Below are 25,542 nucleotides of genomic sequence, written 5' to 3' on the forward strand. Positions count from 1 at the left end.
TGTCCTCACGAGGTGAAGGGCGACTCGCCCGGCCGATAGGGAAGCCGTCCGCGCGGCGCCTGCTCGCCGTGCGGGGTGATGCGCCGCGGAAGCTCCAGCCCGGCGAACGGCGAGCCGGCGGGCGCGCGGCGCAGAACCTCGTCCAGGCGCTTCAGGTGATGCCGGGCGGCCAGCGGGCCGTGAACGGCGGCGTCGAGGAGTTCCGCCGGCGGGAGATCGTCCCTGGCCCTGTCGTGCCCGGCCAGCAGGGAGATCGCCAGCAGGAGGTCGGCGTCGCCCTGCTCGCCGGGGGCCGCGAGCCAGCGCCGCGGGGCTCGTTGCAGCAGGTGGTAGGCCGGGTCCCGGAGGGAGCCCAGGGGAAGGTCCACCTGGGCCGGCCGGTCGGCGGCGGGGCCCACTGCCGCGATGACCCGGTCGAGCTGTTCCTCGTAGGCCGGGGTGTGCAGCAGGTGGAAGCAGTCCACGGCCATGACCAGGCTGATCGCGATGAGGCGTGCGGCCCGCTCGTGATTCAGCTCCGCCGCCGCCTCCGGCCCCTCGGGGGCGTCGTCGCGGGAGAAGCGCACGGTCTGGACGTGCTGGGAGCGAACCATGGGGGTGACCGCGCGGGGAATCAGGTGGCAGCCCCCGATCGTCACGTCGATCCGCTCACGGTCCAGCTCGAAGCTCACGACGAGGGTGGGGATCCCCGCCAGATCCCCCGCGTACAGGTCGGAGTCCGGCCAGGTGATGGCGCTGTCGGCGGGGTACACCTCCGGGCTGAAGGGCGGGTCCACGTGTTCGGCCAGGACCATCTTGACGCGCCGGATCAAGGAGGCGGCCCAGGGGCTGCCGCTCTCGCCCTGTACGGCGGGCGGCGCCAGGACGATCAGCAGCGGACGGGTGCCGGGATCGGGGTGGGTCGTGGTGAAGGAGGCCCGCAGGTGCCCGGGGCCCCGCTCGAAGGGATACTTGTCCAGCCGTTTCTTGATCCACCCGACCTTCAGCTCCCTGACGGCCGCGCCGTCCGCCTCCTCGAGGCGGTATCGGCGCTCCTGCTCGAGCAGTTTCTCCTGGTGGCGCCATTCGGCTTCCTGGCGTGCCACCTCCCACTCCCGCGCCTGCCGGGCGATCTTCTCCTGCCGCCGGGACTGCACGAGGTCGGTGGCCGCCTTGGCACCCAGGTCGATCGCCTGCTGGAGCAGGGCCGCCCGGCCGGTCGCGCCGGCCAGCTCGCTCTGCTGGTGGAACGCGAGCTGCGCCTGGTCGAAGGCGAGCTCGCGCTGCGCGGTCCGCGCCACCTTGTCACGATAAATCTGGAAAAGGGCCCGGCCCGCCTCCACCGCAAACAGCGTCAGTACATCCACGCGCTACACCCCTTCGTAGCGGATCCTGTCGCATCTGTGATTCGCTCCCCGGGGCCCCGGCGATACAGCCCGGGCGCTGCCGGGGTGGTTCGCGGGTCCGTTCGGCGGCCCGCGGAGACGACCTTTATCGTTACCTAGTTCACTATCAGCCTGGGGAATGGATGGGCGCGGAATGCCGAGCGATGTGAGTGCGACGCAGGTGGGCGAGCTGTTGCAGGCTGCCGCGCGGGCCTTCTCGCAGCAGGGCCTGGCCCGGTTCGGCGAGCACGGGCTGTCGCCCGCCAGAGTCCGCCTGCTGACCACCCTTCACCAGAGGCCGGGAAGCAGGATGCGCGACCTCGCCGACGTGCTGGGCGTCAGCGGCCGGGCCGTCACCCCGGTGGTCGACGCCCTGGAGTCCGACGGCCTCGTCGCCAGGACCGCCGACCCCGGCGACCGCCGGGCCTTCCGTCTCACGCTGACCGACGCGGGACTCGCCACGATCGACCGGATCACCGAGCTCCAGCACCGGGTGAGCGAGGAGATCTTCGGCGGCTTGACGCCGGCCGACCGCGCGCAGTTGGGCGGCCTGCTCAGGAAGTTCCTCGTCACGGTGTCACGTGAGCCGTGCCCTCAGAACCCGGCCGACTAGTTCACCGCCGCGTTGACAGTCCGATTCTCCATCCCAGATAGTGAACTATGTAACTATCACCTAGGTGACGGAGTCTGGATGACGCCGCCCCCGGACTTCACCCTCAACCCCCATCCCGAACTCGACCGCCGCCGAGCCCTGGCCCCGTCACCCCGGTGGAGCTGATGCCCGGCGCCTCCGGCTGGCTGGTCACCAGCCACGCGCTCCCCCAACCCCCACCTGACCTTCGGCCACGGCATCCACCACTGCCTCGGCGCCGCCCTGGCCAGGTTGGAAGGCGAGATCGCCGTCTCGGCGCTGATCGGCCACTTCCCCCGCCTCGCGCTCCCGCCCGGCGACGACGGCCCCAGCCGGTGCCCGGACGTCGCCCTGCGCGGCCTGCGCGACCTCCGCGTCACCCTGAACTGACCGGGGCGCCCCCGGGGCAGGGCGTGCCTATATTGATCTCGTCAGGGAGGATCAGATGAGCGAAGGGCACACCGACGTCCTCGTGATCGGCGCCGGCGTCATCGGCGCCAGCTCCGCCTGTCACCTGGCGCGCGCCGGGCGGCGCGTCGTGGTGGCCGAGTCCTTCGCCGGACCGGCCGAGGGCAGCACCGGCCGGTCGTTCGCCTCGGTGCGCGGTCAGTGGGCGGGCTCGCTCAACATCGAGCTGTCGTGGCGGAGCATCCAGCGTTACCGCTCCTTCGCCACGGACGTGGGGTACCGGCCCACCGGCTACCTGCTGCTCGTCCCGGACGCCGCCTGGGCGGCGCAGCAGGAGGCGGTCCGGCTGCAGCGCCGTCACGGCGTCCCCGTCGAGCTGCTCGACACCGGCGCGGCCGCGCGGATCACCCCGTTCGACCCCAGCGGGATCGCGGGGGCGGCATGGGGGCCGGCCGACGGTGTCGTCGACCCCCACCTGGTCACCTGCGCCTTTCTCGACCTGGCGCGCGCGGCCGGCGCCCGCGTCCTGTTCCGCCATCCCGTCACCGCGGCCGAGGCGGACGAGGGGACGGGCGGCTGGCGGGTCACCGCGGGCGGGCGCGTCTGGCTCGCCCAGCACGTGGTGAACGCGGCCGGTGGGTGGGCGGGCGAGGCGGCCGCGCTGGCCGGGCTGTCGGTTCCCGTGGTGCACTCACGCCGCAACGTCTACGCCACCGCGCCGGACGTCCTCCGCGCGCCCCTGCCCCTGACGATCGACGTCGGCTCGGGGGCGGTGGTGCGCGGTGAAGGCTCGCGGGTGCTGTTCTACGCCTCGCGCCCGGACCAGTCCGACGGCTACGACGTGAGCGTCGACTGGTCGTGGATGGAGCCGGCGCTGGAACGCGTGGCCGGCCGCTTCCCCTGGATCGCCGACCTGCCGCTGGACCGCCGCGGCTGCTGGGCGGGAACCTATGAGAACACCCCCGACCACGCGGGCGTCCTCGGCCCCGATCCGTCCGCCCCGACCTGGATCAACGCCTGCGGCTTCTCCGGTCACGGGCTGATGCAGGCGCCCGAGATCGGGCGGCTCGTGGCCGAGCAGGTCGTCACCGGCGCCATCACCAGCCTCGACGTCACCTCCCTGCGGCTGGAGCGCTTCGCCGATCCGGCCTACACCGCCCGCGCGGAGCTGGTGTTCTGACCGCGCTTTCAGCGGTCCGCGCCGCCGGTGTGCGCCAGGATCGCGGCGGCGATGCGGGCAAGCGCCGGGGCGGGCAGGGTGTGCCCCATCCCCTCGATCGGCATGAAGACGCTGCCGGGGATCGCGGCGGCCAGCGCCCTGCCCTGCTCGAAGGGGGCCATGGGATCCTCCGTGCCGTGAATCACCAGGGCAGGGGCCTTGATCGAGCCGACCAGCCCGGACCGGTCACGTGAGGCGGTCACCGCGAGAACGTGATTCCGCATCGTGTGCGCCAGGTCCCCGGCCCGGGCGACGTCCCGGGCGATGATGCGGCGCGTGGCCGGCTCGTCGAACGGGCTGAGCGAGCCGGTCACGATACGGGCGAGGTCGACTCTGGCCTGGATGTGCTCGTCCGCGGTGACCGGCGGATCGGCGGCCTGGCGGGCGTCCCACGCGAGGAGCCGCGGATCCCGTTCGGAGCCCTGGAAGGCGCTGGTTTCCGGGTCGAGGGCCGCGGCCGTGGACATGACGGCGGTCAGCGTGCGGACCCGCCCGGGGTGCTCCAGTGCGATCTCCTGGGCGATCATGCCGCCCATCGAGGCTCCGACCAGGTGCGCCGCCTCGACGCCCAGCCCGTCGAGCAGGCCGGCCGCGTCATCGGCCAGGTCGGTCAGCGTGTACGGCCGCGCCGCGTAGTCGACCCGCTCCGACAGGCCGGTGTCCCGGTTGTCGTAGCGGATGACGTAGCGCCCACCGGCGCGCAGCATCTCGCAGAAGTCGTCCGGCCAGGCCGTTCCCTGGGCGCCGAGACCCATCACCAGCAAAATCGCCGGATCGCCCGGATCGCCCAGGGTCTCGCACCACAGGCGCACGCCGTTGCTCTCGATCCATCGTTCCCTCTGTGCAGTCATACAAAAAGTATAGACGCGTTAACCTTTTTCGCGGAAGCGGTCCGCCCGCAGCACCGCGAGCATCTGCGCCCTCAGATGCTCGCGGACGAGCGCCGTCTCTCCCCCCAGCCGCGCGGCGATCACCGGCGTGACCATGCCCATGACCGACGTGACCGCGATCTGGGCGCCCAGGGCGGAAAGCCCGGGCCGCGCCTCGGCGAGCAGAGCGGCCCACTCCTCCCGCACCTCCCGCATCCGGCCGACGAGGCGCCGCCGGTCCTCCTCGGGCAGCCTCGGCAGTTCCCCCTGCAGGATCAGCATGAGCTCCTGGTTCTCCAGGGCGAAGGCCGCGAACCAGTTCACCAGCATGACCAGCCGCTCCTCCGGCTCCCGCTCACGGGACTCCAGCACGGCCCGGCTGCCTTCGCGCAGGCGCTCGATCGACAGCTCGATCAGCGCGATGAGGATGGCCTGCTTGCCCGCGAAGTGCTTGTAGACCGCGGGCCCGCTGACACCCGCCGCGGCGCCGATGTCGTCGATCCCGGTGAGGTCGTAGCCGCGCTCGACGAACAGGCGCGCCGCCTGCAGCAGAATGACCCGCTTGCGTGCGCCGTGCTTGCGTCCCTTGGCGATGAGCGCTTCCAATTCCGCCATCACGGGCCCCTCGGATCCTGCCGTCACGCTGCTGCTCCGTTCCAGACGTCGGTGACGCTCAACGTACCGCCGCCTTCTGCGCGGGCCCGCGTGTTCAGCGCCAAGATGGTCGGCATGTCTACCGTGCCGGAAAATCACGTTGAGCCCGCCCGAGTCAACGACTACGACCGTCTCGCCGAGGCGTACGCGGCCGAGAACGAGGCGAGCATCGACAACGCCTACTACGAGCGGCCCGCCATCCTGGCCCTGGCCGGGGACGTGCGCGGCCGCCGGATCCTCGACGCCGGCTGCGGCTCGGGCCCGCTGTTCGCGGCGCTGCGCGAGCGCGGCGCCGTCGTGTCCGGCCTCGACAGCAGCGCCGGGATGGTGGAGCAGGCCCGGCGGCGGCTCGGTGACGGCGCGGACCTGCGGGTGGCCGGCTGATCGTGTCCGTCGACCATCCCATGATCGTCTACGTCGGGCACCGCCTGGCCGGGCGCGAGGCCGGCTACTTCGGGACCACGAACTCGCTCGAAGAATGGACCATCGGCGGCCAGACCGTCCCGATGAGCTTCTGGCACCGGCCGCTGCACGCGATGACCGACGCCTTCACCGCGGCCGGCTTCCGCCTGTCGGTCATCAGCGAACGTCAGCCCGTGCCGGCCGCCCGCGAGCTGTTCCCCGAGGAGTTCCGGTCCCTGTCCGCCACCCCGAGCTTCCTGTTCTTCGTCCTGGAGGCCGGATGAAACGGCCCTACAGTTGCCGAGGCGGGCCGGTGGAGGCGCGGGCGACGAGGACAGGGGAAAAGACGTGGTCGACGTGAGGGGTGTGGTAGCCCTGCAGGCGTTCCCACAGGGCGGTGGCGATCGCGCCGGCCATCTGCTCCACCGGCTGGCGGACGGTGGTGAGCGGCGGGTTGCTGTGTGAGGCGAGATAGGTGTCGTCGTAGCCGATCACCGACAGGTCCTCGGGGACGGACAGTCCCCGCTGGCGGGCGGCGGCCAGGACGCCGAGGGCCATCAGGTCGCTGCCGGCGACGACGGCCGTGGCACCGGCTTCGATGAGGCGCAGGCCGGCGGCGTGGCCGCCGGTCAGCGAGTAGTCGGTCTCGGCGTAGAGGGCGTCGTCCACCGAGCCGAACCGGCGGCGCATCTCCCGGCCGTAGCCGCGCAGGCGGTTCTGGGAGGGTCGCAGGTAGCCCTGGCCGCCGGCCAGGCCGATCCGGGTGTGGCCGAGCGAGCGCAGGTGGTCCACGGCCATGGCCGCGCCCGCGGCCTCGTCGGTGGTGACGGTGGAGACGGGCAGGTCCGGAACGTGCCCGCCGACCAGCACCATCGGCATCTGCCGCTGGTGCAGCTGCCAGTAGAAGCCGTGATCGGCCGAGGGGTTGGCGTGGCGCCCCGAGACCAGGACGAGGCCCTGGATGCTCCGCCGCGCCAGGGAGGCGAGGTAGTCCAGCTCGGTCGGCCCCTGCTTGGTCGAGCTGCCGATCATCGCGGTCACGCCGAGCGCGCCGAGCTTGGCCTCGATCGCGCCGGCCAGCAGCGGGAAGACGGGATTGTCCAGCTCGGGCACGATGATGCCGGCGAACGGCTGCGACTGCGGCGCGGGCGCGACCATGCCCTGCTCGCGCATGGCCCGCAGCACGCGGGCGCGGGTCTCCTCCGCCACCCCGGGCCGGTCGTTGAGCACGCGGCTGACGGTCGCCGCGCTGACGCCGACGCGCTTGGCGATCGTGCGTACCGACAGCCGTGTCACAGCAGCTCCAGAAACCGTTGAAACATGTTTCTCCCCGGTTGCTACCAGTCATCGCGCCTGCTTAGGCTCCAACCCATCGAAGCAGGTAAAGGGAGCGTCAACAGCATGGTCCAACGGGAAACACTATGCAACACAGCGGCACACCACGACGGTTCGCCGCTGTACGTCTCCGATCCCTCGCCGGGGCTGGGCGAGCGGGTCGAGGTGTTCGCGCGCACCGCCGACGCGCTCGGGACCCGGCGCGTCTTCGTCCGCAGCACCCCCGACGGCGAGCCCTGCTTCACCGAGGCGCTGATCGACCGCGTCACCCCCGGCGAGACCTGGTGGCGTGCCACCCTCCGGATCGCCAACCCCGAGTGCGGCTACCGCTTCCTGCTGCACACCGTCACGGGCCCGCTCTGGCTGACCGCCGCGGGACTGTCGCGCACCGAGGTCACCGACGCCGCCGACTTCACGCTCGCCGCCTTCCCGCCGCCGCCCGCCTGGGCCGCCGACGCGGTGATCTACCAGATCTTCCCCGACCGTTTCGCCCGCTCCGACCGGCCGCGCGGCCCGCTGCCGTCCTGGGCCCGCCCCGCCGCCTGGGACGAGCCCATCCCGTACGGCCGGCCGTACGCGCTGCAGCAGATCTACGGCGGCGACCTGTGGGGGGCGGCCGAGCGGCTCGAGCACATCGCCGCCCTGGGCGCGAACCTGATCTACCTGACCCCGTTCTTCCCCGCCCGCTCCAACCACCGCTACGACGCCGTCACCTTCGACCGCGTCGACCCGCTGCTGGGAGGCGACGAGGCGCTGAAGAACCTCACCGCCCGCGCGCACGAGCGCGGCATCCGGGTGATCGGCGACATCACGCTCAACCACTCCGGCGACGCCCACGACTGGTTCGTCAAGGCGAGAAGCGACCGCCCCGGGCCCGAGCGCGGCTTCTACTACTTCGACGGCGACGACTACGCCACCTTCGCCGGGGTGAAGTCGCTGCCCAAGTTCGACCACAGGTCGCCGGAGCTGCGCCGCCGCCTGGACGCGGTGATCGCCCGCTACCCCGATGAGTTCGGCCTGGACGGCTGGCGGGTGGACGTCGCCCAGTCGGCCGGCCGCCACGGCGGGGTCGAGCTGAACGCCCGGGTCGCCGCGGACACCAGGGCGGCGCTCGGCGACGACCGGCTGCTGCTGGCCGAGAACCAGTTCGACGCCTCGGCCGCGCTGCGCGGCGACGGCTGGCACGGGACGATGGCCTATGCCGGGTTCGCCCGTCCGGTGTGGTCGTGGCTGGCACGGGAACGTTCCACCGAGTTCTGGGGCACTCCCGGGCCCATCCCGCACTACGGCGGCGGCGACCTGGCCGCCGTGATGCGTGCCTATGCCGCCCGGATCCCGTGGCGGGCCCACACCCACAACCTCACGCTGCTCGGCTCGCACGACACCGCGCGCTTCCGCTCGATCGCCGGCCGCGAGCACCAGCACCTGGGCGCCGCGCTGCTGTTCACGCTGCCCGGCCTGCCGATGGTCTTCGCCGGCGACGAGGTCGGGGTCGAGGGCGTGCATCTGGAGGACGGCCGCCGTCCCTTCCCCTGGGAGCCGGACCGGCAGGACCACGGCACCCACCGGCTCTACCGTGAGCTGATCGCGCTGCGGCGCGGCCGGGAGGCGCTGCGCCGAGGCGGGCTGCGCTGGCTGCGCGCCGACGACGAGGTGGTGCTGTTCGAGCGGGCCACGGCGCACGAGACGCTGCTCGTCCAGGTCAGCAGGGGCGCCCACCCGCCGATGCCCGCGCCCGCCGCGCTGGCCGGCCTGCTCGGCGCGCCCGACCTCGCACCCGGCGAGCCCATGCCCGGCGACGGGCCCGCCTTCCACATCTGGGAGACCACACGATGATCGAGACCCTGGCCGGCGTGCGCTCGCGGGCGCTGGGCAACACCCGCGACGTCTTCGTCTACCTGCCGCCCGGCCATGATCCGGCGGCGGGGCCGTACCCGGTGGTGGTGCTGCAGGACGGACAGCACGTGTTCGCCGGAGCGGGCCTCAGCCCGAGCTGGCGGGTGGACGAGACGCTGGACGACCTGATCGGGCGCGGCCTGCTGCCGCCGCTGGTCGCGGTCGGCGTCTCGAACGCCGGCGACCGGCGCGGCGACGAGTACTCCCACGTCGCGCCCTATCCGCGTGATCCGCGCGGCGTGTGCCGCGGGGAGCGGTACGAGGAGTTCCTCGTCGAGGAGCTGCTGCCGGTGATCCGCGAGCGGTACGCGGTCACCGCCGACCCGGCGGCCACCGCCGTGATGGGCTCCTCGATGGGCGGGCTGGTCAGCTACCACCTGGCCTTCCGCAGGCCGGAGGTGTTCGGGCTGGCCGCGGTGCTCTCGCCGTTCCTCGTCTTCGCCGACCCGCTGACGCTCGCCGAGACATCCGTCCACCGGCGCTTCGACGCCCGCGGGCCGCGCCGCATCTGGATGGACGTCGGCGGCATGGAGGGCCTGATCATGGTCGGTCCCGTGCGCGAGCTCGCCGAGCACCTGCTCGGCCTCGGCTACGCGCCCGACGACGAGCTGCGCTTCCTGCACGAGCCGTCCGCGCCGCACCACGAGGACGCCTGGGCGGCGCGCGCGGGCAGCGCCCTGCTGCACCTGTTCGGTACGGCGGGGCCGCCCGTGCGCCTGTCGGGCCGCGACGGCCAGGCGGCCACCGGCCAGGCGCTCGACGTGGCGCCCATCGCCGAGCGGGCCGACGGCTGCCGCTACTCGGCGCTCGGGGCCGAGGTGACCTGGCGGCCCGCCGTAGCGCTCAAGAGCGTCGGCCACGCCCTGCTCGAAGGCGTCGAGCCGGGCCGCGCCGAGGTCGTGGCCCGCGTCGGCGAGCTGGCGGTCACCACGCGGGTGACGGTCGTCGAGGGCGGCCCCGACGCGCTGCTCGACGTCACCGTCATCGTGCCGGACGGCACCCCGGACGACTCGCCCGTCTACTTCTCCGGCCTGGCCACCACCGAGGTCGCGCCCGGTGTCCACCACGGCGCGTGGCGGCTGCCGCGCGGCGTCGGGCTCAACGGCGCGGTCGGGCGAGGCTGGCGCCGCGACGGCCTGGACGCCGACGGCGTCCCCATCGGAACCCCCCTGAGGCACGACGCGGACCGGCGGGTCCGGGTGCGTGTCGAAAGCTGGAGCGATCCGGCCCGGGACGACCCGCACGCCGGATCCTGAGGAGCGACCATGCGCACGTTCACCACACTCGCCGCCGCGGCCCTGCTCGCGGCCGGCTGCGCCGCCGCTGAGAAGGCGGCGCCCCCGCCCGCCACGCTCACCGTCTGGGCCGACGACAGCCGGGCCGCGACGCTGCAGCAGATCGCCGCGGCGTTCGAGAAGGACCGCGGCGTCCGGGTCAAGATCGTGCAGAAGGCCATGGGCGGCCTGCGGGACGACTTCGTCTCCCAGGCGCCCTCCGGCCAGGGGCCCGACATGATCGTGGGGCCGCACGACTGGCTGGGCAAGCTGGTGCAGAACGGCGTGGTGGCGCCGCTCGACCTGTCGGCCAAGGCGGGGCTGTTCGCGAAGGCCGCCGTGGAGGCCATGACCTACGAGGGGCAGACGTACGGCCTGCCGTACGCGATCGAGAGCGTGGCCGTGCTGCGCAACACCACGCTGGCGCCCGCCGCGCCCGCCACCTTCGACGAGCTGGTGGCCAAGGGCAGGGCGCTGGTCAAAGCGGGCAAGGCCGAGTATCCGGTCGGGCTGCCCGTCGACCCCAAGGCGGGCTCGCCCTTCCATCTGTACGCGCTGCAGACCTCGTTCGGCTCGGCGGTGTTCGGCCGGGACGGCAGGCTGGCGATCGACGACCCGGGCGGGCTGAAGTTCGCCGCCTACCTGCGGAAGCTGTCGGCGGAGAAGGTCGTCTCGACCTCGCTGACCGGCGACATCGCGACCAGCGCCTTCGTCGAGGGCAGGACGCCGTTCCTGGTCACCGGGCCGTGGGACGCGCCCGCGCTGGTCAAGGCGGGCGTGCCCTTCGCCGTGGACCCGGTGCCGCCGGCGGGGCCGCAGAAGGCGCGGCCGTTCGCGGGCGTGCAGGGGTTCTTCGTCAGCGCCAAGAGCGCCAACCCGATCCTGGCCAACGACTTCCTGCTCAACTACCTGGCCACGCCGCAGGCGCAGAAGGCGCTGCACGCGGCGGGCGGGCGGCCGCCCGCGATGACGTCGGTGCGGGAGGAACTGGCCGGCGATCCGGTGCCGGCCGGGTTCGCCGCGGCCGCCGCCGCAGGGGTCCCGACGCCGAACGTGCCCGCGATGGACGCCGTCTGGGCCGACTGGGGACTCTCGCAGCTCGCGATCATCACGGGGAAGGGCGACCCGGCGGGCCTGACCAGGAAGGCCGCGGACCGGATCCGCGCCAAGATCGGATCGTGATGCGCTTCGTTCCCCTCGCGGTCGCCGACGCGCTGGCGGTCTACGGGCTGGTGGCGCTCGGCGGGCAGCGCTCGTGGTGGATGTTCGCGCTGCTGCTGGCGGGGACGGTGGCCGTCAACGTCGTCTACCTGAGCAAGCGGGCGGTCCCGGCCAAGTACCTGGCGCCGGGCGTCGTGCTGCTGCTGGTCTACCAGGTGTATGTGGTGCTCTACACCGGCTACGCGGCCTTCACCAACTACGGCGACGGCCACAACGGCACCAAGTCCGACGCGGTCGCGGCGATCCTGGCCGCCAGCGAGGTCAAGGCCGGCCCGAGCCGGCCGATCCGGGTGGCGGAGAAGGACGGCGAGCTGGGCTTCCAGGCCGGGCCCGGCTGGCGGGCCCTGCCGTACGCCGAGATCGTGGCCAGGCAGGCGGAGATCGTCAAGCTGAGGGTGCCGGTCGCCGGCGGCGTGCTGAAGACCGCCGACGGCGTGACGGCCGCGCCGTACCGGCCCACGCTCGTCCACGACGCCGCCGCCGGCACCGTCACCGACGCCGCGGGCACCGTCTACCGCGACGACGGGCGCGGCTCCTTCCGCGCCGCCGACGGGCGGGCCCTGAGCCCCGGCTGGAAGGTCTTCGTCGGGCCGGAGAACTTCACCAGCGTGCTCACCAGCGCCGAGATCCGCGGGCCGTTCCTGGGCGTGCTGGTGTGGACGTTCGCCTTCGCGGGGCTGTCGGTCGCGCTCAGCTTCGGCTTCGGGCTGGTGCTCGCGCTCGTCCTGGACGGCTATCGCGTCTACCGCTCCCTGCTGATCTTCCCGTACGCGTTCCCGGCCTTCATGGCGGCGCTGCTGTGGCAGGGCCTGCTCAACACCGACCACGGCTTCGTCAACGAGGTGCTCCTGGGCGGCGCCCCGGTGCCGTGGCTGACCGACCCCTGGCTGGCCAAGCTGAGCGTGCTCGTGGTCAACGTGTGGATCGGGTTCCCGTACATGTTCCTCATCTGCACCGGCGCGTTGCAGGCGGTGCCGCGCCAGCTCGCCGAGGCCGCACAGGTCGACGGGGCGGGTCCCTGGCGGGTCCTGGCCTCGGTACGGCTGCCGCTGCTGCTGGCCTCGACCGCGCCGGCCCTGGTGGCCACGTTCGCGTTCAACTTCAACAACTTCAACGTCATCTACATGCTCACCGGCGGCGGCCCCCGGGATGCCGGGGCGCCGGTCGACGTGGGCTCGACGGACCTGCTGATCTCGCTGGTGTACAAGCTGGCCTTCGGCGGCACGTCCCGGAACTACGGCCTGGCCTGCGCGGTCTCCATCCTGATCTTCGCGGTCATCGCGGCGATGTCGCTGGCGGGGTTCCGGCGGGCCAGGCGGCTGGAGGCGGCTGCATGAGACTCTGGAGGCACCTGGCCGGTCTGCTGGCCACGGTGGTCGCGTTGTTCCCGCTGGTGTTCGCGCTGGCCGCCTCGCTGAACCCGAGCGGGACGCTGACCGGATCCAACGACCTGTTCGGCGCGGTGAGCTGGCAGCACTACCGGACGCTGTTCACCGACGCGCTGCACCCGTTTCCCCGCTGGTTCGTCAACTCGCTGGTGATCGGGGTGTCGACGGCGGCCGGGTCGGTGTTCCTGGGGGCGTGCGCGGCTTACGCGTTCTCCCGGTTCCGTTTCCGGGGGCGTGAGGCGGGTTTGGTGGGCCTGGTCTTCGTCCAGATGTTCCCTCAGGTGCTGGCCTACGTCGCGATTTTTCTGCTTTTGTCGGCTTTTAAGGAGATATTTCCGCCGCTGGGGATAGGGAGCACGTTCGGGCTGATCATGGTCTACCTGGGAGGCGCGCTCGGCGTGAACACCTACCTCATGAAGGGCTTCTTCGACTCCATCCCCCGCGAAATCGACGAATCCGCCCAGATGGACGGCGCCTCACACGCCCAGATCTTCTTCCTGATCCTCCTGCCCCTCGTCAGGCCCATCCTCGTCGTCGTCGCCCTATTCTCCTTCGTGGCCACGATGAACGACTTCGTCATCGCCGGCCTCGTCCTCACCGACCCCGACCAGCAGACCCTCGCCGTCGGCCTGTACCAGCTCGTCTCCTACCAGCTCGGCCAGAGCTGGGGCGTCTTCGCCGCCGGCGCCCTGATCGGCGCCCTGCCCGTGCTGATCCTCTTCCAGTTCCTCCAGCGCTTCATCGTCGGCGGCCTGACCAGCGGCGCCGTCAAGACGTGACCGTGCTCATGCGACTGGAAGGCACCAGTGGGCGCCGGTGGTCCAGCCGAGGAAGCGGCGTCCGGAACCGTCCGGAGTGGTTCCGCCGGCGGCGAAGCGGCCGCCGGCGATCACGTGGGACAGTCCCTTGACCGCCGGGGCCAGGCGGGCGTCGGGGAGCATCCGGCGAAGGCCGGTCAAGGCCGCCTCCTGCTGCTGCCGGTCGCAGAAGCTCAGATAGAAGATCGCCTGCCGCCAGCCGTACGCCATGTTCTTGACCATGCGCAGGCTCGGCGCGGACAGGCCCGCGACGATCCACGTGAACGTGCGCTCGGCGAGGGCGGGGGCCTGGGCGCGGAGGTCGTCCTCGAGGTGCAGGGTGTGGACCAGGGCGGCCAGGTTGTGGGTGGTCAGGATCTGGCTCTGCTCCAGGACGGTGCCGTTGGCGGCGACGAAGCCGCGGCTCGTGCCGGTCTGCGCCTCCTTGGCGCGCTCGGCGCACAACGTCGCGAAGTCCTCGGCGGTGCGTTTCCCCCACCGGCGGCCGCTCTTCCCCGCCGAGGTCCAGGCGCGCTCCTCGGGGAGGTCGTAGTAGCGGGCGTAGAGGGTGCCGGCCATCGTCCGGCTCGTGATCTCCGCCGCGGTGCGCCACTTGGTGGTGAAGGAGCCCATGAAGATGTCGGCGGCGACCTCCTCCACCAGGGGCATCGGCAGGCCGGCCCGCTCGGCCAGCGCGCCCAGCTCGCGCAGCAGCGGGTTGGGCAGGATCGTCTGCGGGAACGCGGTCAGCGCCAGCGTCGTCGCCTGTGCCAGCGTGCGGCGCGCGGTGCGGGCGCCGTCGGGGCTGGGCGCGCGGAACGGCTCCAGCGCGCCGATCCAGGGCAGCTCGTCGAAGCGGACCTGATGCTCCAGGTTGAGCAGCAGCAGGCTGCGGCGCCGCCGGAACGCGCCGTAGGTCTGGGCGTACAGGCCCGCCAGGTGCTCGTCGCCGAGGTCGGCGGCGACGAGCTGCGCGGTGATCTGCGGCAGCACCCGGGCCAGCACCTCGCCGGAGGTGATCACACCGCGGGCCACGAGCTCGTCCACGGGCGCCTCCAGGGCGCGGGTGAGCTTGGCGGCCAGGTGCGGCGGGATCGGGTGGACCGCGCCCGCCTCCTCCGGCAGGGTGTCGGCCGCGAGGGGCTCGACGGCGGGGATGCCGCCCTCCTCCGGGTAGCGGTCCAGCCTGCCCGCCAGGACTGCGGCCAGCGCCGCGTGGGTCGGCCGGGCCGCGGCCACGGCCTGCGTGCTGCGCAGGGCGGCCCGCCGCTCCGAGCCGGGGGCGCCGTGACGGGTGACGGTGCCGACCAGCACACGGCGGATCCAGCCGACGTCGCGGCCCGTGAGCGCGCTGCTGTCGTACTCGCAGGCGTCCAGCGCCCGGCGCAGGCGGGCGAAGTTGCTCTTGGGGTGGGTGTGCGCGGCGGGCGGCGCGTGCGTCTGGCTCGCCTCCCGGTAGTCGGCCAGCCATTCGGTACGGCGCCGCGTCCAGTCGGCCGGCCACACGCGGCACGGCCAGCCGCCCTCGACGGCCCCGCCGTACGACTGCCCGGGCTGCTCGCCCTCGGCAGCGCCGCCGTGCGACAACCCAGGCAGCTCGCCCTCGGCAGTGCCGCCGTGCGACAACCCAGGCAGCTCGCCGTCGGCAGCGCCGCCGTGCGACAGCTCAGGCAGTTCGCCCTCGACGGTGTCGCACCACAGCGCGACCAGCCGGTCGTACAGCGGCAGCCAGACCCGCAGCGTCTCCAGCATCGTCGCGATCCGCGGGTTGACCGTCACCGCGCGCAGGGCCGCCTTCACCTCCCCCACCGGCGCGAGCCGTACCGTGGCGCCGGAGGGCGCGGGGCTGTCCGTCAGGCGAGGCGTCATCCGCAGCCGGTGCATGAGCGGCCGCAGGGAGACCACCAGATCGAGGGCGTCGGCGGCGTGCCCGCGGTCGAGCAGCCAGGCGGCCGTCATCAGCGCGGCGTCCTCGGGAGCGTCGACGCGGTAGCGCCCGGATGCGAGAACCTCCAGGAGTTCGGCCTGGCCCTCGTCGCTGAGGTAGTACAGGTTGAGCTGCTCGCGGTCGCCGAAGCGCGCGGCCTCGGCCTCGCTCAGCGGCGTTTCCGCCACGTACCGGCCGGTGGCGAAGCCGCCGTGCGCGACCTCGAGCGTCACCCAGGCGGGCGTATCGGCGACCGGCGTGCGCGAGCCGATCGTCAGCCGGCCGGTCTCCATGCCGTCCAGCACCGCCCGCCACGCCGCCGCCTTGGCCTCGCCCGCGGCGGCCCGGTTCATCGCGCGCTGGAGCTGCCCGTAGGCGTAGCCCGGACTTGCCGTGCGGCGCGGCTCCTCTGACACCGTGGTCCCCCTGACGTCACTCGTGAAGACCTGAAGGCGAGGATCGAACTCGCGCCCTCCCGGAAGAGCCGGGCGATCTACCCACTGATCTACTTCAGGAGAGGCCGGGTCCGGCCGTCGACATGGAGGCGGGATTCGAACCTGCGCCCTCCCGGTCCCAGCCGGGCGCTCTGCCACTGAGCTACTCCATGGTGTGGTGCCGCTCACCATATCGGACATGCCGGGCCGCGCTGCCAATGGTTTTCCGGACGGCGGGGCCGAGCACGCCCGGGCGTGCTCGGCGCACCTCGTCAACCTGTGCGTTTCCTCGGCTCGGCGGTGGCCATTCCGGCCGTGGACGTTCCCGTGTCCTCCGGATCGGCCATGACCTGCCGGGCGGCGGCGATCCGCCGGATCGCGTTCCAGGCCGCCTCGGCCGCCTGCTGCTCCGCCTCCTTCTTGCTGCGGCCCTCGCCGGAGCCGAAGGTGGTGCCGCCGACGTATACCGAGGCGCGGAAGGTCTTGTGGTGGTCGGGGCCGCTCTCCATGACGTGGTAGTCGGGCACGCCGAGCTCCTCGAGCGCGGTGAGCTCCTGCAGCGACGTCTTCCAGTCCAGGCCCGCGCCGAGCTCCGCCGAGCGGACGATGAGCGCGTCGAAGAGCCGGCGCACCAGGGCGGCAGCCACGTCCAGGCCATGGTCGAGGTAGACCGCGCCGATCAGCGCCTCCAGGGTGTCGGCCAGGATCGACGCCTTCTCCCGGCCGCCGGTCACCTCCTCGCCGCGGCCGAGCCGGATGCAGGGGCCGACGCCCAGGTCCTGCGCGACTCCGGCGAGCGCGCGCATGTTGACCACGGCGGCACGCAGCTTGGCCAGCTGCCCCTCGGTCACGTCGGGGTGGCCGCGGTACAGGGTGTCGGTGACGACCAGGCCGAGGACCGAGTCGCCGAGGAACTCCAGGCGCTCGTTGGTGGGCAGGCCGCCGTTCTCGTAGGCGTACGAACGATGCGTCAGCGCCCGCTCCAGCAACTCGCGGGAGACCTCGACGCCCAGCGCCCCGATCAAGTCCGCGCGCTCCGGCGTGCTCGGGCCTGCCGGCGCGGGCTGATGCGCGGTGAGGTCGTCCCACCCGGCGTTGACATCGATCAGCGCATCCAGCAGCGCGCTCAGCTCCGCGTTGGCGTCGGCCAGCAGGGCGTCGAGGTGCGCGTTGTTCTCGTGTGCGTGGGAGGGTTCGTGGTGACGCGTCATGATGCTTCCTCGGTTGTGGCGTTCATCGCCTTTCTGAGGTTGGAACGAGCCTTGTGCAGGTTCTGCCGGACGGCGGCGGGGTCCTGGCCTAGCTGGGTGGCGATCTCACCGGGCTTGAAGCCGTCGAGGTACCACGCCATGACCGCGCGCTGCCGGGGCGGCAGGCTCTGCAGGGTCGCGCGGACCAGGCGTTCCTGCCGGCGGCATTCGACGGCGTCCGCGGTGCTGTCCGGGCCGGCCGGGACGGGTAACTGGTCGGTGGGCGGCGGCGGGCGCCGGCGCAGGAACTCGCGGAGCGCCACCGTCCGCAGCCACGCGTCGGGGTTCTTGATGGTGTCCCACCGCGAGTGAGCCTGGGTGAAGGCGGATTGCACCGCGTCTCTCGCCTCGTGCACGTCGGTGGTGCCGATGGACCTCATGACGAACCGCACCAGAGGTTTGAACTCGCTCTTGTAGTAGGCCTCCAGGTCCACGCGTTACACCTCCGCATCCGCCCTCGCCACCGAGATGGCGGCCCGTGTGCCGGAGCCGGGCGTCGTCATGGCGTGGGCAGTGGGGGGATCGTGGTGAGCGTCGGGTCCAGCAGGCTCGCCATGTGCATCACGTCCGTTCCGGTCGGGGAGAGGGAGGCGCGTGAACACTCGGTAGAGCACGCGCCGTCTGAGAACGTGACCTCCCACGGCGAGAATCTCCTCGATTCCGGCCACGGCGCCAGCCCGCCGCTCCAGGCCGCTCCAGCCCGCTCCAGGCCGTTCCAGGCCGGTCTAGGCCGGAGGGGAAAGGCCCAGGTCCGTGCGCGACGTGCCGGGACGGTCGGCGCGGAGCGGAGGTGTCCGGAGGCGCCGGACACCGAACCGCCCGCGAGGCGAAGGCTGTGAGCAGCCGATTGCAGAGGGTTTTCCGGTATGTGTCCGGACCTGGTCGCCGGACACCCCGCCAGGAGCCGAGCGTCGATCTCGCCCAGCAACGGAAGGAGTCGACCGTGAAACACCCCCGATCGGCCCGCATACTGGCGGCGCTCGTCTGCGCCGCCTGCCTGACCGCCGTCCAGACGGGTCCCGCGCAGGCCACCGCCGCCGGCGTGTACTTCAACAAGGACTGCGTGAGCAGGATCAACTGCACGTTCTACCTCCGCCCCCACGCCACCCGGTCGGTCACCCGCTATCTCAACAAGCACGGCTGGTCCGTGGACGCCGCCGCGAACCTCGTCTGCTTCCGCCTGCCGGCCCTCTACGGGCTCGCCTGCGGGGCGGCGATCGCCATCCCCTACCGCCGGGCGCTGCCGCACCTCCAGGCCGCCGCCGAGAACGGGGGCTGCTTCACGATCCGCGCCAAGTTGCCGATCGCCAAGTTCGGCAGCGTGACCACGGATGATCCCAGCTGCTCCTGACAGCCGGACGAACAGCGGGGGCGTCCCGAGCCGCCCTCATGGGCTCCCCCGCTGTGGCGATGGCGACGGGGCATGGCTGTCGAGGCAGGCGCGCGCACCACGACGAACCCGACGGACCCGACGGACGGCGACGGACCCGACGACGGCGACGGGCAGCGACGGGCGGCGCGGGACGGGCGGCACCCACGGCGCGAGCGGCGCCGGGCAGCGCGGCACGGGGCGCAGGGTCGCGGTCGGATCGCAGGTCGCGGGCGGGTCGCAGGCGGGCGGCGCCGGGCGGGTGGCTCCAGACGGCTTACGCGGGGGGCGCGGTCGGGCGGCTCCAGGTGTGGCCGGTCGGGCGGCTCCAGGCGTGGTTGGGCGGTGCGGGCGGTGTCATCCGACTGCCAGGTCCATACGATGGGCGCTAGGTGTGTTGATTTCGCGCTATTGGCGGATATATCGTGACAACGCCTTTACAAAGTAGATTCGCTTCGGGAGTAAAAGGCGGTGTTTTTCCGGAAAAATAGGTTCATGAGCCGAATGCTCGCTTAAGGGCGTCCACAAGCTGATCGGGCAGCTCGATCTTCCAGTTGCCGTTCTCCCGGATCAGGCGCCGCCGCTCGCCGGAGAACCGCTGCGACTGAGGGCCGCCCGCCCCTCCGGAAATGGTCACCGTACCGCTGAAGGCCACGATCGCCTGAGCCCCCCGCTGCTCGACCACCTTGACGTCGTCGATGGTGGTCCTGGCGCCGAGCGATCGCAGCTGGTCCTCCCCCGCCTGGCACTTGGCGATGAACGCGGCCCTGGACATGCCCAGTTTCCTCGTCGAGGCCGAGGTGAGGGCGTCGTAGAGCGGGGTGCAGTCGCCGTTCTCCACCGCGCCGGTGATCCGGCGCAGCGTCGCCTCCAGCGCGGCCTCGTCCTCCGGCGTCACCCGGGGCCCCGGTCCCCCGCAGCTGGTGGACTGGCGCAGGTCCGCGCACGCGGAGTCGCCGGAACGGAGGGGAGTGTCCTTCTTGCCGGTGAAGCCGACCTTGCGCTGGTAGAGCTTGCCGTCGTCGAGGTCGATCAGGGTGAAGCGCTTGACCTTCTTGCCCGCGGTGAAGGTCGCGACCCTTCTCGGGGCGAAGGAGCTCCAGGCGTCACCCGGGTTGTGCGCATATTTCCTGACGTTGTCGGAGGTGCTTGCGGTGCCTCGCGGCTCGGCCAGCGGATTGCCGCAGTTGCACTTCACCCGCGGCACCCCGCGCTCGTCGACCAGCACCGCCGTACCGGCCTGAAGGACGGCCTGGTACGGCGTCGCCTCGCCGTCCTTGTAGTCGTAGTTGGTGACGCGGGCGTCCATCCGCAGGCGTACCGGCGTCAGCCTGGCGAGGTAGGACCGGATCTGGCCGGGCTGGATCCGGTGCGTCGCCGCCCATGTCCGGGCCTGCGCCGCGTGCCGGGGATCGGTCAGGTACTTGACCAGCTTTCCCACGTCGCAGGCCACGCCGTGCTTGGTGGTGGCGTACGCGCCGTCGCGGCTGCCGTCGACGTTCCCTCCGGCCTCCGGGGCGCCGTCGATGAAGGCGGGCCGCACGTCACGGCCGGGGGTGTGGGGGTCGGCGGGCTCGGAGACGAAGGCGTCCTCCTGCATCGTGTCCACCGGGATGAGCGAGACGGCCTGCTGGATGGTCAGGAAGACCAGCGTGCCGGCGGCGATCGCGCCGGCGAGCGTCGCCGCCACGAAGGCGATGGCGATCTTGATGCGCCGATCGCCGGACTCGGGCGGCGGGGCCTCCGCCTGCCGCGCGGGCGCTATCGACCGGATCGCGACGCCCAGCGCGACCAGCCCGGTGAGGGCGCTGATCACGCTGGCCAGCTGGTCGGCCTTGTCGAGGCCGACGTAGGTGATGACCGCGGCCAGCGCCACGACAGCGAGGCTGCACAGCAGGAGCGCGATCCAGATCCATCGTCTGAACTGGAGAGCCACGGCCGCCTATTGTCCGCTCGGCGGGCGGGGAAAGCGATAGGAAATATCGGGTTTGCATGGAAGGGTGGCGGTCCGTGATCGCCGCCCGTCGCACGCGCCTCACGGGGCGGGCGTGAGACGCATGCGGGCCTTCTGTAACGCGGCCGGAGTTACCGTTCTCACCGGCGCGCCACTCCAACTCCGCCGGGCATAGCGGGGACCCATAAGGTGCGTCCGCGAGATGGCTGCTCACGGATATTCCGCCGGGCCCGGTCAAAGCCTCGGCGACAACACGGGATTCGCTTCAGGAATGGGCGGTTTACCGCGAAAGCCAGAAACTTTCTCACGTCAGGCAAATAGGGAAACCCATCGGCGCGGGTTGCGAGCCCGCTCGCTTCCGCGGTTCCGGGCCCGGGTCGTACCCGGTCTGCTGGTCGTGCCGATACCCGACGTGCGGCGTGGCCGGAATACCCCTACGGAGCTACCTTTGCGGACACATCTACCTTCCGTCGCCGCCAGCGTACCGAGCCGGCGCCGCCGGCTTCATCGGACGGTCGGATGTGCCTTCACCTCGCGGCCAGCCGTACGACGGCGTGCCGCGCCGACCACGGCGGCCATGAAGGCGAGCAGGCCGGCCGCGCCCGCGAGGGCCACGATGCCCACGCCCGCGGTGAAGGCGTCGCGCGCGACGGCGAGCAGTTCGGCCGCCGCGCCCGCCGCGAGGTCCCCAGCGGTGTCCGTGGCCCCCGCGATCGTGGTGCGCGCGTGCTCGGCCATGTCGGCCGCGGCGCCGGGGACGGGCACGTCGGCCATGGACATCCGGTAGAGGTAGGTGGCGGCGGCGCCCATCACGGCGATGCCCAGCCCGGCGCCCAGGACGTGGCCGACGCCCGCCACCGGCCCGGGGAGGCCGCGCACGCCGGAGGCGAGCAGCGAGCCCGCGCCGAGGCAGGCCAGCGCGCCGCCGAGCACCGCGAGGAGGGGACCGTCCACCGCGCCCATCTGGGACAGCACCGCGAATCCGGCGACGGAGACGGCGACGCCCGGGGCGATCGCGCCCGTCCCCCGCGCGGGCAGCGCGGACGACAGCCGCCAGCCCGCGGCCAGCCCCACGCCGAGCAGCGGCAGCCACAGCCCCGCCTGCAGGGGCCCCAGGGCGAGCACGCTCAGCAGATACTGGCTGACCAGCAGGAACGTGCCCGCCATCACCGCGGCGGCCACCATCGTGACGGCCAGGGCGACCCGGGGCACGCCGTTCAGGGACAGGCTCGGACGGCGCTTCAGCCTGCGCACGAGCAGGATGCCGAACCCGGCGCCGAACAGGATCATCAGCGGCGGCAGGAGGGCGATGGAGGGGCGGTCGGCGGTGAGCACCTTGACGCCGTCGACGACCGGCATGACCGCGAGGAAGTACAGGAACATGCCCGCCACGTCGATGGGGCCCGCCTCGCTCTCGCGGGCCTCGGGCAGCAGGAACGGCCCGGATACGACGAGCAGCGCCATGACGGGCACGGAGATGAGGAAGACCGAACCCGGCCAGAAGGACGTGAGAAGAAGGCCGCCGGCGAGGGGACCGAGGACGAAGCCGAGCATCGCCGCGCCCGCGTTCGAGGCCACGGCCGCGCGGCGCCGCCGCGGGTCGGCGAACAGATGACCGATCAGGCCGAACGCGGCGACCAGCAGCATCGCGCCCGCGACGCCGGCGAACAGCCGCACGGCCAGGAGTGTGTACGCCTCGGACACGTAGGCCGACGTGAGCGAGAGCACGCCGTAACAGGCGGCGCCGATGAGCAGCAGCCGCCGATGGCCGACCCTGCTCCCGAGGTTGCCCAGCGTGATGAAGAACCCGGCCATGAGGAAGCCGGCGATATCCATGATCCACAGCTGGTTCACGCCGTTGCTGGCCAGATCCACGCTCAGGCCGGGCATGGCGACGTAGAGCGCGCCGAGCTCGAGGGCGATCACGAACGCGACCAGGGCCGGCACGACCGCGCCCATCCCCCGCCGCCGGTCGGACTGTACGGCATGCGTCGTGTTTGACACCGACATCTGCCATCTCCATTTCTGTACTTTTCTGTCCCCTTCCTCGTCGCCCTCACCGAGCCGAGCGCGGGAAGCGGTGGTCAGGTCATCGGTGGCTCACAGGTACGATGGTCCGCTCACGCGGTGCCGGAAGGTCCACCACACCCATGCCTGGGCGGCCACCAGCAGCGGGATCAGGGCAAGGATCACCGGGACGAGGAGCGCGCCCGCCGTACCGGGATTCAGGGGTAATCGCAGGCCCGCCAGCACCCCGACCGCCAGCAGCGCCGCCGAGGTCAGCGCGTACGTGCGGGCCTCCCCCGCGCCGGAGAGCACGATGGCCCGCTCGTGCAGCGTCCCGCGCAGCCGTAGCGCCGCGAACGCCAGCCCGTGCGTGGCGAACAGCGCGGCCACGAGCAGGGCCGACAGCGCGGCGGCGAGGCCCTCGAGGTCCACGAGCACATGGCTGAGCAGCGTCCCCCAGCTCAGCGCGAGGCCCCAGCCGCCGGCCACGATGGCTCCGTCCCAGAACAGCTGCCAGCGTTCGCCCGGCATCCGCCCGCGCAGCCACAGGCCCATGTCGCGGATCACCCAGGCCAGCAGCAGGACCACGACCACCACGTAGTTGCCGCTCAGCAGCTCGCTCTCCAGCTCGGGGAACAGCCCGGCGAGCACGCCGGCCGTCGCCACCAGCCACACCTCGTTGGCCAGGAAGAACGGCGCGATCGCGGCGATCACCTCGCGCCGCTCCGCCGCCGAGCGGCCGAGGTACGGCAGCGCCATGCTGACCCCGATGTCGGCGCCGCCCAGGACGAGGTAGCCGAGCGCGAAGAAGGCCAGGACGAAGATCTCCATGGTCGCCTCCTCAGAATGTCGGGGCGGTGATGGAGGCGTCGATCGGGTTCCGGCCCAGGGCCACGGCGCCGGGCCCGCGGCGGGCGTGCCGGGCCAGCAGCCAGTAGTTGATCAGGATGAGGGCGGCGAAGAGGGCGACGAAGGCGGTGATCGAGAACCACATCTGGGGCGCCGTGACGGGGGTCATCGCGTCGGCGGTGCGTAACAGCCCGTAGACCGTCCACGGCTGGCGTCCTATCTCGCGGACGATCCACCCGGCGATCACGGCCGCGAACGGCAGGGGGATCATCGCCATCAGCACGCGGTGCCACAGCCGGAAGTCCCGGACGAGCGGCCGGAAGGCCATCAGCACGCAACTCAGCAGCGCCACGACCGTCAACACTCCCCAGATGCTCATCATCGTGATGCCCGCGCCCTGCACCACGCCGGCCGGCGGCAGATAGTCTCCCGGCCCGAACCTGGCCACCATCGCCGCCTGCGCCGCGGCCAGTTCCGCGGCGGCGCCGTCCCAGGCCCCGTCCTTGGCCGGCTGCAGGTGGTTCAGCGCGAACGAGCCGAACGTCACGCTGAAGAACGTCGCGGGCAGCGCCACCCCGACCCCGATCCGCAGCGACTTGCGGAAGAAGTCCTGCTCGTCGGTGCGCCTGCGCAGATGGTAGGCGCTCACCCCGGCCATGAGGAATCCGCCGGCGATCAGGCCGCCGCTGAGAACGTGCCAGAAGGCCAGCTGCGCGACCGGGTTGGCCACCAGCGCGCCGAAGTCGATCATCCGCAGGGCGCCGCCCTCGGTCACGTGGCCGACCGGGTTCTGCAGGAAGCCGTTGGCGACCATGATCCAGAACGCGGAGGCGTAGGCGGTGAGCGCGACGACCCAGATCACGGCCAGGTGCGCCCACCGGTTGAGCTTGTTCCAGCCGAAGATCCACAAGCCCAGGAAGGTGGACTCGACGAAGAACGCCGCCAGGGTCTCCAGGGCCAGCGCCGAGCCGAAGACGTTGCCCGCGAAATCGGTCAGCCCGCGCCATGCCAGCCCGATCTGAAACTCCATCACCAGCCCGGTGACGATGCCCATTGCGTAATTGATGATGTAAAGCTGGCCCCAGAACCGGGTCATCCGCATGTGCAGGGTGTTGCCGGAGAAGGTGGCCCGCGTCTGGATCACGGCGACCAGGGTCGCCAGGCCGAGCGTCAGGATCACGAAGAGAAAGTGCGCGCCCGCGGTCAGCGCGAACTGCAGGCGGGCGAGATCCACCGTCTCCATGGGGGGCAGCATCAGTTACGGCTGCGCCGCGTCGCGTCATTCCGTGGCGGTCACCTGGCTTACATCCCTCGCAGTAAGCCCACATGTCGGCATACATCCGGAGATGTATCTCAGTCAATCGGCGGTACATCTCTGGTTGTAAGCTGACCGAGAGTGATTTGAAGTGATCAAGCCGTATCTAACAGGTGATCACCATCTGCCTGGGGCTTTCGCGCCCGAGTCCTGAGTCTTCGCATAGTAACGGACGGGTGGGCCGGGGTCCGACCCCGGGCACCGGAGGCTTGACCCCACGGCTCGCCGGTACTTATGTTCGAGCTTATTTGTTGCCTCATTTGCCAAATGGCGGGTTGATGATGCACTTCGTTCAAGACGAGTTCGTTAGGTCTCTGGGCAACTACGCGCCTGTCAACCTCGGGCGCGTGCTCTGCCACGGGTGCCGCCCGTATCAGCGCACCGTGACGCACTAGGGCAAGGCCGACATGACTCTCATGGATGGAGCAGTGGCAACAAGCGCACCTCATTGTGTGTACAACGGGACGAGCATGACCACAGGTCGCACCTTGTCCACGCGACCACGCACGGCATCGGACTACGCGATAGGCCGTTGCCAATGGCCGCCGGCCTCGTTGATCAGGTGGACGGCACCGGGATCAAATGCCTTGCACGAGCTTTCGGGTAGATCGACCACGGCCTCGCCAAACCCCGGGGGCGCACACCCAACCCCATGGAGGCAGCAGTGAAATCGCGCGCGCACGCGACTCCGTGCCCGCCCGCGTCGACGCTGGTCACCTTATCCATGCCCGCCTCGGTCACGGCCGGGGTGATCAGGGCGTCCAGGACCGCCGTCCGCGACGTCCTGCGCCCATCCGCCGGAAGGACGGAGTGAGGAACTGCCGGACGCGCCTCGCGGGGAAGTTCGCGAAGTTTTCGGGGAAGTTCGCGAAGGAACCTGGTGGGACGGCCGCGGTCGTGACCCTCCTTCGCCCGCGGGCGGCGCCGGCCCGGGCCGCTCGACTCGGTGTTGTAAATGTTTCCAACAGCTTGCCAAAAG

22 protein-coding genes and 2 tRNA genes are annotated in these 25,542 nt (G+C 71.8%); 11 read left to right on the plus strand and 13 right to left on the minus strand.

What is annotated here, in order from left to right; genetic code table 11:
* Positions 1 to 5 precede the first annotated feature (5 nt).
* Positions 6 to 1,346: a hypothetical protein gene (locus FVE25_RS12875; RefSeq protein ID WP_157246772.1), complete on the minus strand. Its 1,341-nt coding sequence runs from the start codon at positions 1,344 to 1,346 to the stop codon at positions 6 to 8.
* A gap of 172 nt (positions 1,347 to 1,518) precedes the next feature.
* Between FVE25_RS12875 and FVE25_RS12880 the strand changes: the two genes are divergently transcribed.
* The 3 genes from FVE25_RS12880 (at position 1,519) to FVE25_RS12890 (ending at position 3,583) form a co-directional block, all read left to right on the plus strand.
* Positions 1,519 to 1,977 (plus strand): MarR family winged helix-turn-helix transcriptional regulator, encoded by a 459-nt coding sequence (locus FVE25_RS12880; protein WP_157246773.1) that lies wholly within the window; start codon positions 1,519 to 1,521, stop codon positions 1,975 to 1,977.
* 237 nt (positions 1,978 to 2,214) lie between these two features.
* Positions 2,215 to 2,385, plus strand: coding sequence for a hypothetical protein (locus FVE25_RS12885; protein ID WP_425489491.1), 171 nt, complete (start codon positions 2,215 to 2,217; stop codon positions 2,383 to 2,385).
* Positions 2,386 to 2,440: 55 nt separating this feature from the next.
* The gene (locus tag FVE25_RS12890; protein ID WP_157246774.1) at positions 2,441 to 3,583 is read left to right on the plus strand and encodes an NAD(P)/FAD-dependent oxidoreductase; all 1,143 of its coding nucleotides are present in this window, start codon (positions 2,441 to 2,443) and stop codon (positions 3,581 to 3,583) included.
* 8 nt (positions 3,584 to 3,591) lie between these two features.
* On the opposite strand, the gene FVE25_RS12895 is transcribed toward FVE25_RS12890, so the two are convergent.
* Positions 3,592 to 4,473 carry an alpha/beta fold hydrolase gene (locus FVE25_RS12895; RefSeq protein ID WP_157246775.1) on the minus strand — a complete coding sequence of 294 codons (882 nt, stop codon included), beginning with the start codon at positions 4,471 to 4,473 and terminating at the stop codon, positions 3,592 to 3,594.
* An 18-nt stretch (positions 4,474 to 4,491) separates the two neighbouring features.
* Entirely contained in the window at positions 4,492 to 5,106 is a 615-nt protein-coding gene (locus FVE25_RS12900; RefSeq protein WP_157246776.1) for a TetR/AcrR family transcriptional regulator, read from the minus strand.
* Positions 5,107 to 5,220: 114 nt separating this feature from the next.
* Between FVE25_RS12900 and FVE25_RS56810 the strand changes: the two genes are divergently transcribed.
* Positions 5,221 to 5,529: a class I SAM-dependent methyltransferase gene (locus FVE25_RS56810; protein ID WP_343046137.1), complete on the plus strand. Its 309-nt coding sequence runs from the start codon at positions 5,221 to 5,223 to the stop codon at positions 5,527 to 5,529.
* Between the two features lie 2 nt (positions 5,530 to 5,531).
* The gene (locus FVE25_RS56815) at positions 5,532 to 5,831 is read left to right on the plus strand and encodes a hypothetical protein (protein WP_343046138.1); all 300 of its coding nucleotides are present in this window, start codon (positions 5,532 to 5,534) and stop codon (positions 5,829 to 5,831) included.
* Positions 5,832 to 5,838: 7 nt separating this feature from the next.
* On the opposite strand, the gene FVE25_RS12910 is transcribed toward FVE25_RS56815, so the two are convergent.
* Positions 5,839 to 6,843 (minus strand): LacI family DNA-binding transcriptional regulator, encoded by a 1,005-nt coding sequence (locus FVE25_RS12910; RefSeq protein ID WP_157246777.1) that lies wholly within the window; start codon positions 6,841 to 6,843, stop codon positions 5,839 to 5,841.
* A 105-nt stretch (positions 6,844 to 6,948) separates the two neighbouring features.
* On the opposite strand from FVE25_RS12910, the gene FVE25_RS12915 reads away from it, so the two are divergent.
* From FVE25_RS12915 to FVE25_RS12935, 5 genes are read left to right on the plus strand one after another with little or no spacing between them, the layout of a single operon-like run.
* A complete protein-coding gene (locus FVE25_RS12915) occupies positions 6,949 to 8,718 on the plus strand; it encodes a glycoside hydrolase family 13 protein (protein WP_157246778.1) in 1,770 nt (589 codons plus the stop codon).
* Positions 8,715 to 10,034: an alpha/beta hydrolase gene (locus tag FVE25_RS12920; RefSeq protein ID WP_157246779.1), complete on the plus strand. Its 1,320-nt coding sequence runs from the start codon at positions 8,715 to 8,717 to the stop codon at positions 10,032 to 10,034. The genes FVE25_RS12915 and FVE25_RS12920 overlap by 4 nt, the downstream gene beginning before the upstream one ends.
* A gap of 9 nt (positions 10,035 to 10,043) precedes the next feature.
* Positions 10,044 to 11,234 (plus strand): sugar ABC transporter substrate-binding protein, encoded by a 1,191-nt coding sequence (locus FVE25_RS12925; protein ID WP_157246780.1) that lies wholly within the window; start codon positions 10,044 to 10,046, stop codon positions 11,232 to 11,234.
* The gene (locus FVE25_RS12930; RefSeq protein ID WP_157247668.1) at positions 11,234 to 12,610 is read left to right on the plus strand and encodes an ABC transporter permease subunit; all 1,377 of its coding nucleotides are present in this window, start codon (positions 11,234 to 11,236) and stop codon (positions 12,608 to 12,610) included. The genes FVE25_RS12925 and FVE25_RS12930 overlap by 1 nt, the downstream gene beginning before the upstream one ends.
* Positions 12,607 to 13,440 (plus strand): sugar ABC transporter permease, encoded by an 834-nt coding sequence (locus FVE25_RS12935; protein ID WP_157246781.1) that lies wholly within the window; start codon positions 12,607 to 12,609, stop codon positions 13,438 to 13,440. Before FVE25_RS12930 ends, FVE25_RS12935 begins: the two co-directional genes overlap by 4 nt.
* Positions 13,441 to 13,446: 6 nt before the next feature.
* On the opposite strand, the gene FVE25_RS12940 is transcribed toward FVE25_RS12935, so the two are convergent.
* From FVE25_RS12940 to FVE25_RS12960, 5 genes are all read right to left on the minus strand, one after another.
* Positions 13,447 to 15,801 carry a hypothetical protein gene (locus FVE25_RS12940; RefSeq protein WP_157246782.1) on the minus strand — a complete coding sequence of 785 codons (2,355 nt, stop codon included), beginning with the start codon at positions 15,799 to 15,801 and terminating at the stop codon, positions 13,447 to 13,449.
* A 28-nt stretch (positions 15,802 to 15,829) separates the two neighbouring features.
* Positions 15,830 to 15,900, minus strand: a tRNA-Arg gene (locus tag FVE25_RS12945).
* Positions 15,901 to 15,921: 21 nt separating this feature from the next.
* Positions 15,922 to 15,992 (minus strand) — tRNA-OTHER (locus FVE25_RS12950).
* 99 nt (positions 15,993 to 16,091) lie between these two features.
* Complete coding sequence (gene rnc / locus FVE25_RS12955) at positions 16,092 to 17,030, minus strand: ribonuclease III (RefSeq protein ID WP_425489486.1); 939 nt, start codon at positions 17,028 to 17,030, stop codon at positions 16,092 to 16,094.
* Positions 17,027 to 17,503 (minus strand): RNA polymerase sigma factor, encoded by a 477-nt coding sequence (locus tag FVE25_RS12960; RefSeq protein ID WP_157246783.1) that lies wholly within the window; start codon positions 17,501 to 17,503, stop codon positions 17,027 to 17,029. Before FVE25_RS12960 ends, rnc begins: the two co-directional genes overlap by 4 nt.
* Positions 17,504 to 18,012: 509 nt before the next feature.
* Here FVE25_RS12960 and FVE25_RS12965 point away from each other — a divergent pair.
* A complete protein-coding gene (locus tag FVE25_RS12965; protein WP_157246784.1) occupies positions 18,013 to 18,420 on the plus strand; it encodes a hypothetical protein in 408 nt (135 codons plus the stop codon).
* Between the two features lie 511 nt (positions 18,421 to 18,931).
* Here the strand turns inward: FVE25_RS12965 and FVE25_RS12970 are convergent.
* From FVE25_RS12970 to FVE25_RS12985, 4 genes are all read right to left on the minus strand, one after another.
* Entirely contained in the window at positions 18,932 to 20,374 is a 1,443-nt protein-coding gene (locus FVE25_RS12970; RefSeq protein WP_157246785.1) for a DUF6777 domain-containing protein, read from the minus strand.
* A 522-nt stretch (positions 20,375 to 20,896) separates the two neighbouring features.
* Positions 20,897 to 22,402, minus strand: a complete 1,506-nt coding sequence (locus FVE25_RS12975) for an MFS transporter (protein WP_157246786.1) — start codon at positions 22,400 to 22,402, stop codon at positions 20,897 to 20,899.
* Between the two features lie 90 nt (positions 22,403 to 22,492).
* Complete coding sequence (locus FVE25_RS12980; protein WP_157246787.1) at positions 22,493 to 23,230, minus strand: cytochrome d ubiquinol oxidase subunit II; 738 nt, start codon at positions 23,228 to 23,230, stop codon at positions 22,493 to 22,495.
* A 10-nt stretch (positions 23,231 to 23,240) separates the two neighbouring features.
* Positions 23,241 to 24,491 carry a cytochrome ubiquinol oxidase subunit I gene (locus tag FVE25_RS12985; RefSeq protein ID WP_157246788.1) on the minus strand — a complete coding sequence of 417 codons (1,251 nt, stop codon included), beginning with the start codon at positions 24,489 to 24,491 and terminating at the stop codon, positions 23,241 to 23,243.
* Positions 24,492 to 25,542 lie beyond the last annotated feature (1,051 nt).

Source organism: Nonomuraea typhae, from assembly GCF_009760925.1.
GTDB classification, from domain to species: Bacteria; Actinomycetota; Actinomycetes; order Streptosporangiales; family Streptosporangiaceae; genus Nonomuraea; species Nonomuraea typhae.

Bases quoted from the DNA above. Each gene is read 5' to 3' on its own strand.
- FVE25_RS12880 (WP_157246773.1), top strand. From the start codon at position 1,519: ATGCCGAGCGATGTGAGTGCGACGCAGGTGGGCGAGCTGTTGCAGGCT.
- FVE25_RS12925 (WP_157246780.1), top strand. From the start codon at position 10,044: ATGCGCACGTTCACCACACTCGCCGCCGCGGCCCTGCTCGCGGCCGGC.
- FVE25_RS12915 (WP_157246778.1), top strand. From the start codon at position 6,949: ATGGTCCAACGGGAAACACTATGCAACACAGCGGCACACCACGACGGT.
- FVE25_RS12890 (WP_157246774.1), top strand. From the start codon at position 2,441: ATGAGCGAAGGGCACACCGACGTCCTCGTGATCGGCGCCGGCGTCATC.
- FVE25_RS12895 (WP_157246775.1), bottom strand. From the start codon at position 4,473: ATGACTGCACAGAGGGAACGATGGATCGAGAGCAACGGCGTGCGCCTG.
- rnc (WP_425489486.1), bottom strand. From the start codon at position 17,030: ATGACGCGTCACCACGAACCCTCCCACGCACACGAGAACAACGCGCAC.
- FVE25_RS56810 (WP_343046137.1), top strand. From the start codon at position 5,221: ATGTCTACCGTGCCGGAAAATCACGTTGAGCCCGCCCGAGTCAACGAC.
- FVE25_RS12920 (WP_157246779.1), top strand. From the start codon at position 8,715: ATGATCGAGACCCTGGCCGGCGTGCGCTCGCGGGCGCTGGGCAACACC.
- FVE25_RS12985 (WP_157246788.1), bottom strand. From the start codon at position 24,491: ATGGAGACGGTGGATCTCGCCCGCCTGCAGTTCGCGCTGACCGCGGGC.
- FVE25_RS12975 (WP_157246786.1), bottom strand. From the start codon at position 22,402: ATGTCGGTGTCAAACACGACGCATGCCGTACAGTCCGACCGGCGGCGG.
- FVE25_RS12900 (WP_157246776.1), bottom strand. From the start codon at position 5,106: ATGGCGGAATTGGAAGCGCTCATCGCCAAGGGACGCAAGCACGGCGCA.
- FVE25_RS12980 (WP_157246787.1), bottom strand. From the start codon at position 23,230: ATGGAGATCTTCGTCCTGGCCTTCTTCGCGCTCGGCTACCTCGTCCTG.
- FVE25_RS12935 (WP_157246781.1), top strand. From the start codon at position 12,607: ATGAGACTCTGGAGGCACCTGGCCGGTCTGCTGGCCACGGTGGTCGCG.
- FVE25_RS12930 (WP_157247668.1), top strand. From the start codon at position 11,234: ATGCGCTTCGTTCCCCTCGCGGTCGCCGACGCGCTGGCGGTCTACGGG.